The 6,081-nt window shown below is 68.6% G+C and carries 3 protein-coding genes and 1 pseudogene; 1 reads left to right on the top strand and 3 read right to left on the bottom strand.

Annotated features, from left to right (window positions below; genetic code table 11):
- Nucleotides 1-163 precede the first annotated feature (163 nt).
- Nucleotides 164-380: pseudogene (locus ACGFIO_RS27290) on the top strand (transposase); the annotation flags it as partial.
- A 77-nt stretch (nucleotides 381-457) separates the two neighbouring features.
- Here ACGFIO_RS27290 and ACGFIO_RS27285 read toward each other — a convergent pair.
- From ACGFIO_RS27285 to ACGFIO_RS27275, 3 genes are all read right to left on the bottom strand, one after another.
- Complete coding sequence (locus ACGFIO_RS27285) at nucleotides 458-2,749, bottom strand: pyruvate dehydrogenase (RefSeq protein ID WP_392829843.1); 2,292 nt, start codon at nucleotides 2,747-2,749, stop codon at nucleotides 458-460.
- A 175-nt stretch (nucleotides 2,750-2,924) separates the two neighbouring features.
- Nucleotides 2,925-4,640 (bottom strand): CocE/NonD family hydrolase, encoded by a 1,716-nt coding sequence (locus ACGFIO_RS27280; protein WP_392829841.1) that lies wholly within the window; start codon nucleotides 4,638-4,640, stop codon nucleotides 2,925-2,927.
- Between the two features lie 29 nt (nucleotides 4,641-4,669).
- Nucleotides 4,670-6,070, bottom strand: a complete 1,401-nt coding sequence (locus ACGFIO_RS27275) for an amidohydrolase family protein (protein ID WP_392829839.1) — start codon at nucleotides 6,068-6,070, stop codon at nucleotides 4,670-4,672.
- Nucleotides 6,071-6,081: the final 11 nt, after the last annotated feature.

Raw genomic sequence — 6,081 nt, 5'->3', positions numbered from 1 at the left:
GGGGCGGGGGGGGCGCGGGCGCGCGGGGGGGGGGGGGGGGCGCGCGGCCCGCCGGGGGGGCGCCCCCCCGCCGGGCCCCCGCCCCCCCCCCCCCCCCCCCCCCCCCCCCCCCCCCCCCCCCCCCCGCCCGGCCCGGGCGGCCGGGCCCCCCCCCCCCCCCCCCGCCCCCTGGGCGGACGTGCCGGCCCGGTGTACGGGCCTTTCCAGACCGCCCATGACCGGTTCCGGAAGTGGGCTGAGGACGGTACCTGGGCGAGGATCCGCCGCGAGGTCATCGCGCTGGCGGCGGCCGAGGACGTTATCGACCGGGACGCGCAGCCGACTCGACGATCGTGCGGGCTCACCAGCACGCTGCCGGAACCCGTAAAAGGGGCTCGACAGTCAGGATTCGCAGGCACGTCAAGGTCTGGGTCGCTCCCGCTGTAACCAACGGGGACTCGATGACGCTAACGGGTGGTCACCGGCAGGCCAATGTCATCGCGGTGTCGACGATCGACGCGGTGTCGATGCCGTGGATGCGGTAGGCGTCGTGCAGGTCCGACGACTGGCCGAACTCGCTGACGCCGAGGTTGCGACTGCGGTCGCCGCGCAGGCCGGCCAGGAACGCCATCGTGTGTGGGTGACCGTCCATGACAGTGACGAGGGGGGCGGGATGCTCGCCGGGAAACAAGGTCGCGGCGATGTCGGAGCCGCGGCCCTGCGCCGAGCGGAACACCAGGTCGGGACTCGTCAGGCACACGACACCGGCGGTGACCCCATGAGCCGCGAGCGTCTCGGCGGCCGCGAGCACCTCAGGCATTACGGCGCCGACGCCGACGAGAGTGACCTGCTCGTCCTCGAGCGCATGCGTCGTGATCCGGTAGCCGCCCGCGATCGAGTGCCGGCGCCGTCGCTCGAGCAGCAGCTCGTCCTCGGGCAGCGCTGCGAGAGCCTGATCGACGGGCCGCGTCGACAGACGGAAGTAGGCCGACGTGCCGCCGGGGACGCCGACGTGATTCATCGCATCGAGCAAGCACCACTCGAGGTCCTGGGCGAACGCAGGCTCCCACGCGACGCAGCCGGGTTGCTCGAGCCCGATCGACGGCGTCGTGATCGACTGGTGCGCTCCGCCCTCAGGGGCGAGGGTCACACCAGACGGCGTGCCGACGATGATCGACTGGCCGCCGGCATAGATGCCGTACGACCACGGCTCGAGGGCCCGCGAGATGAACGGGTCGTAGAGCGTCGCGATCGGAACCAGCCGCTCACCCCAGCGTGACCAGGTCGCACCGAGCTCGCTGAGCAGGCCCACCAGGTTGATCTCGGCGATGCCGAGCTCGACGTGCTGGCCGTGGGTGCCCTCCGACCATTTGAGGACGCGCTCGGTGTCGTCGGCGAACCAGTCGGGGCGCTCGTGCGCGGACCAGACGCCGGTCTTGTTGATCCAGCCGCCGAGATTGGTCGACGACGCGACGTCGGGGCTGCAGGTCACCACGCGCCGGGCCGCGTCGGGTGCCTCACGCGGCAGGCCGGCCAGGAAACGACCCAAGGAGGCCTGCGTCGAGATGGGCGCGCGGTGCCTGCGCGACAGCGAAGCCGGCATCGCGTCGGGACGGATCTCGGGTACCGGGTCGCGCCGGAGGGTGGCGCCCCGTTCGGCGCACAGTGCGTACGCGGCGGACCCGGGATCGAATGCGCGCCAGGGGTCGGCCCGGTCGGCGCCGACGGCCTCCGCGAGAGTACCCATCTGCACGTCCGACAGCAGCGCCGAGTGGTTGTTGGGGTGGCCCTCGGTCGGCAGGCCTCGCCCCTTGACGGTGTAGGCGAACACGATGCTCGGCCGCGTCGGGTCGACCTTGGTGTACGTGTCGAGGAGCAGCCCGATGTCGTGGCCGCCGAGGTCGCGGATGGCGGCCGCGAGCCCGGCGGCGGGGATCGAGGTCACGAGGTCGCGGAGCCGGTCCGAGCCACCACTGCCGACGATGCGGTCGGCCACCTCGACCGGGTCGACCCGCAACATGCGCTGGTACTCCTCGTTGGGCATGGCCTCGAGCCGCTCGCACAGTTCGTCGCCGCCGGGCTGTTCGAACAGCGCCGTGATGGTGCGCCCCCACTTGAGGGTCATGACCTGCCATCCGGCGGCCTCGAACATGCCCATCAGCCGGTGGCCCTGCACGTCCGGAACGATGCGGTCGAGCGACTGACGGTTGAGGTCGACGATCCACAGCAGCTCGCCCATGCGAGCCACCGAAGGGTCGGCGACGGCCTCCCAGATCGCGCCCTCGTCGAGTTCGGCGTCGCCTAGCAGGCTGACGAACCGGCCGGCCCGGGGTGTCGTGTCGAAATGCGACGCGAGGTAGCGGTGCGCCATCGCCGCCCACAGCGCCGCGGTCGCGCCGATGCCGACCGAGCCGGTCGAGAAGTCGACCGTGTCGGGGTCCTTGAGCCGGCTCGGGTAGGACTGCAGGCCGTCCTTGGCGCGCAATGTCGTGAGGTACTTCGCGTCGAGGTCGCCGATCAGGTAGTTGATCGCGTGCAGGACCGGCGACGCGTGCGGCTTGACCGACACCCGGTCGTGACGGGTCAGCTCGGAGAACCACAGCGACACCATGATGTCGACCATCGACGCGCTCGAGGCCTGGTGCCCGCCGACCTTGACGCCGCCGGAGTTCGGGCGGCCGTGGTTGGCGGAGTCGACGATTGAGGTCGACAGCCACAGCACCTTTCGGGCGATCTCGCGCAGCAGGCGCTCGGTGGCGGCGGCGGTCATGATCTTCTCTCTGTCAGTCGTGGTCGCCGCACGCGGGCGGCAGTCCGCGGGCGTGCTGCAGGTCGTCGTTGCTCCCGTCGGCGGCGCCTCGGTAATGATCAACCCGAATGTGAGCGTGCACGCATCGTCCGACGATGGTCGTCGTGTCTCGTCCGGGCACATTGGTCTACCTGTGTCAGGACGCCTTGCTCTCGGGGATGACGGGCAGGAGGACGCGCGGTGCGTTCTCGCCGCCGGTGTGCAGGGTCACGGTGCCGCCGAAGACCTCCTCGGGACGGTCGTTCGGATCGTTGTGCTTGAAAGGACCGACACCGCGCATGGAGGCCCACTGCGTTCTCGTGTCGGGGACATGTCCGGGCGGCTCGTAGTCGTGCCCCTGCACGGTCAGGGCCAGGGTGAATCCTGGCGGGATCACGATCGACGTCGGCCAGATCTCGACTTCCACGTCGTACCGCTGCCCTGGGATCAGCGGCTCGGACTTGTCGTGAGGATGGAAAGGACGCCAAGGCAATGAGCGCTCCGCGTCGAGGCTGCGATGCGATGCTCGAAGCCAGCCATGTGCGACGGGCGCGTGAGTCTGGACAGCGCCGGTGAACGCGACTTCCTCGCCCAGAGGATCGAACACCTGGAGGACGAGGAAGAGGTCCGCGTCCTCCGTCTCGGACGAGATCCGTAGGGAGGCACTGGCCGGACCGGTGATCTCGGTCGCTTCGGACAGCACGGTCGTGAAGGACACCCCCTCTTTCATGGCCTGGTAAGTGACGTGCGCGTCGGTGGTGGGTGGGTCCGGTCGAAGTGTCAGGTCCGAGGCGTCGAGATACAGCTCGGTCCACTCCGTGCGAGCAAGTGGCCACTCGTGTTCCTCGCGGAATGCGAAGGTCTCGCCCGGGTGGCGAACATTCATGAGGACTGGAGGGCGCTCGTCCCAACCGTTGTTCTTCCCCTTGAGGAAGTGGTCAAGGAACTGAAGCTGGAGCTTTCGTCCGTAGTCCGTGTAATAGTGCACCCAGTGCTCCAGGCCGTGCAGCTCGAGCCACTTGTTCTCGGATGCTGCCCCGAGGTATGCCTCCAGGTTGCCGCGCAGGTGGAGGCCGTGACCTCCCCAGTTGGCACCCGAGAGAAGAGGAACAGTCACCTTGCTCAGGTCGGCTCGACGGTCGGCGAAGAACTCGTCGTCGTGGGAATGCCGGACGACCTCCTGGTCGAAGTCAGTCCTGTTCGCGGCCAGCGCTTGCTCCGTGAGGGTTTCGTCACCCGCCACGGACCGTCTCTTCAGACGGCCTCTGGGGGCGCGGTCGCCCAAGCCATGCTGGACGGTCGACACCTGATTCGGGTACCAACCACTGATGAAGGTGCTGCGTATTCCACCGTGGTACACGCCCTCGCGGTACAGGTCGTGCATGCCCTCCCACACGACGATCGCCGCAAGATGCGGAGGCTGCAGCGCAGCGACCCGCCACTGCATGATCGCGTAGTAGGAGATGCCACTCATCGCGACCTTGCCGGACGACCATGGCTGTACACCGGCCCACTCGACGCAGTCGTAGGCGTCCCTGACCTCGCGGGGAGAGAACGACTCGACGACGCCTGGGGACTGTCCCGCGCCTCGCGAGTCGACCCGGACGCAAACGTAGTCCTGAGACACCCACTTCTCAGGGTCGGCGACCTCCCACGCCTGGTACCTGTTGGTGGATCCGGCCGGAACATCGGGGTGCTGCTCGCACATCATGCGCCACGCGTCAGGATAGCCATCCTCGAAGTGCAGGTCCTTCGCGTACGGCCCATAGCTCAAGAGAACCGGGTACTGCCCGTCTGCGACCGGCCGGAACACGTCGGCCCGCAAGACCGTGCCATCGTCCATCGTGATGGGCACGTCGAGCTCGACGAACATGCCGTCCAGGATCCGTGGTTGTCCTGTCATCACGCGTTCTCCTTCAACTTTGGATCGATGTCGTCGAACCCGGCCGCCGCATATAGCCGGTCGCGCGCGACGATCAGATCGTCCCGGACGGCGTCGACGTCGACGCCGACGAGCGTCCCGTCACGCTTCACGACCTCGCCCGCGACGAACACGGTGTCGACGTTGCTGCCGCGCGCGCCGGCCAGCAGCGCCGACTCCAGATTGGACAGCGGCCAGAGGTTCAGGTCCGTCGCGCGAAGCAGGATGATGTCAGCCTGCTTACCGGGAGCGAGGGTGCCCACCTCGTCGTCGAGCCAGCAGCACGCCGCGGCCGCGCTCGTGATCGCCTCGAGTGCTTGGCGAGCTGTCATCCGGCCTTCCTGCGACTCATGGCTCCCGACCGGCTCTCCCCCCGCGAACGTCTTCAGTGCGTCCTCGTAGCGGTCGAGCAGCAGACCGATTCGCGCTCCCTCGAACAGGTCACCCGACGTCGCCAGCACCGAGTCGGTGCTGAAGACCGGACGCACACCATGTCTGCGCATTCTCGGAGTCGGAGTCGATCCGATGCCGAGGGCCGCGTCGCCGGCCGGGCAGGTCATCAGGTGCGCTCCCGCGGCCACCGCGAGCTCGATCTCCTCGACGGTGGTGTCGCAGCAGTGGACGAAGCTCATGTCGGAGCCGAGGAGGCCCGCTTCCGCCAGGCCTCGGATGGATTCCTTCGGCGGTGCTCCCTCCGGGCCGCCGACGTGGAAGCTCATGGAGAGACCGAGTTCGCGTGCTGTCTTCACGTCGCGGACCGTGTCCTCCAGCGACGCGTAGTCCAGGCCCGGCAGCGCGAGAGCGAGAGTCAGCCGGCCGGCGTCCTGGCCAAACCCGCGTCGCGCGAGTTCGGTCGCGTGGTCCCATTGACCGGCGACGCCTTCGCCCGCCATCTCCTGTTCCTTGGTCAGCATCGAGCCGCCGTAGCCGAAGATGGCTCGCATCCTCATGTCCTGGTGAGCCCTCACCGCAGCTTCGGCGTGGGCTGGCGAATTGATGACGTGGCACCAGTCGAAGACCGTGGTGATGCCGTTGTCGAGGCACTCCGCGATGCCCGCGCGGGTGAACGCGTAGACGTCCTCTGGAGTGAAGGCCGGCCCCAGCCGGCCCCAGTGAGCGGCACCGATGTCCACCAGCGTCGAATCCATGTTGGCACCGCGGATTCCTGCGTACCAGAGGTGACGGTGGCTGTCGATCAACCCAGGCATGACGACCATCCCCGAGGCGTCGACCACGTCACAGTCGTCCGCGTCGATGACGTCCTGGACGTCCACGATGCGCGGGCCTTCGATGAGAATGTCGCCTCGACGCAGTGCGCCGATTGCCCGATCCATGCTGAGGATCGCCCCGCCCTTCACTAGAGTCCTGCCCAGGTGTCGCATAGCGTCCTTTC

The organism is Actinoplanes sp. NPDC049265 (genome assembly GCF_043197135.1).
In the GTDB taxonomy this organism is placed as follows: Bacteria; Actinomycetota; Actinomycetes; order Mycobacteriales; family Micromonosporaceae; genus Actinoplanes.
Note: the sequence above shows the minus strand (reverse complement) of the source record. Positions and strands in the feature narration are given on the sequence as shown.

Coding starts and splice junctions, on each gene's coding strand:
- ACGFIO_RS27285 (WP_392829843.1), bottom strand. CDS start 2,749: ATGACCGCCGCCGCCACCGAGCGCCTGCTGCGCGAGATCGCCCGAAAG.
- ACGFIO_RS27280 (WP_392829841.1), bottom strand. CDS start 4,640: ATGTTCGTCGAGCTCGACGTGCCCATCACGATGGACGATGGCACGGTC.
- ACGFIO_RS27275 (WP_392829839.1), bottom strand. CDS start 6,070: ATGCGACACCTGGGCAGGACTCTAGTGAAGGGCGGGGCGATCCTCAGC.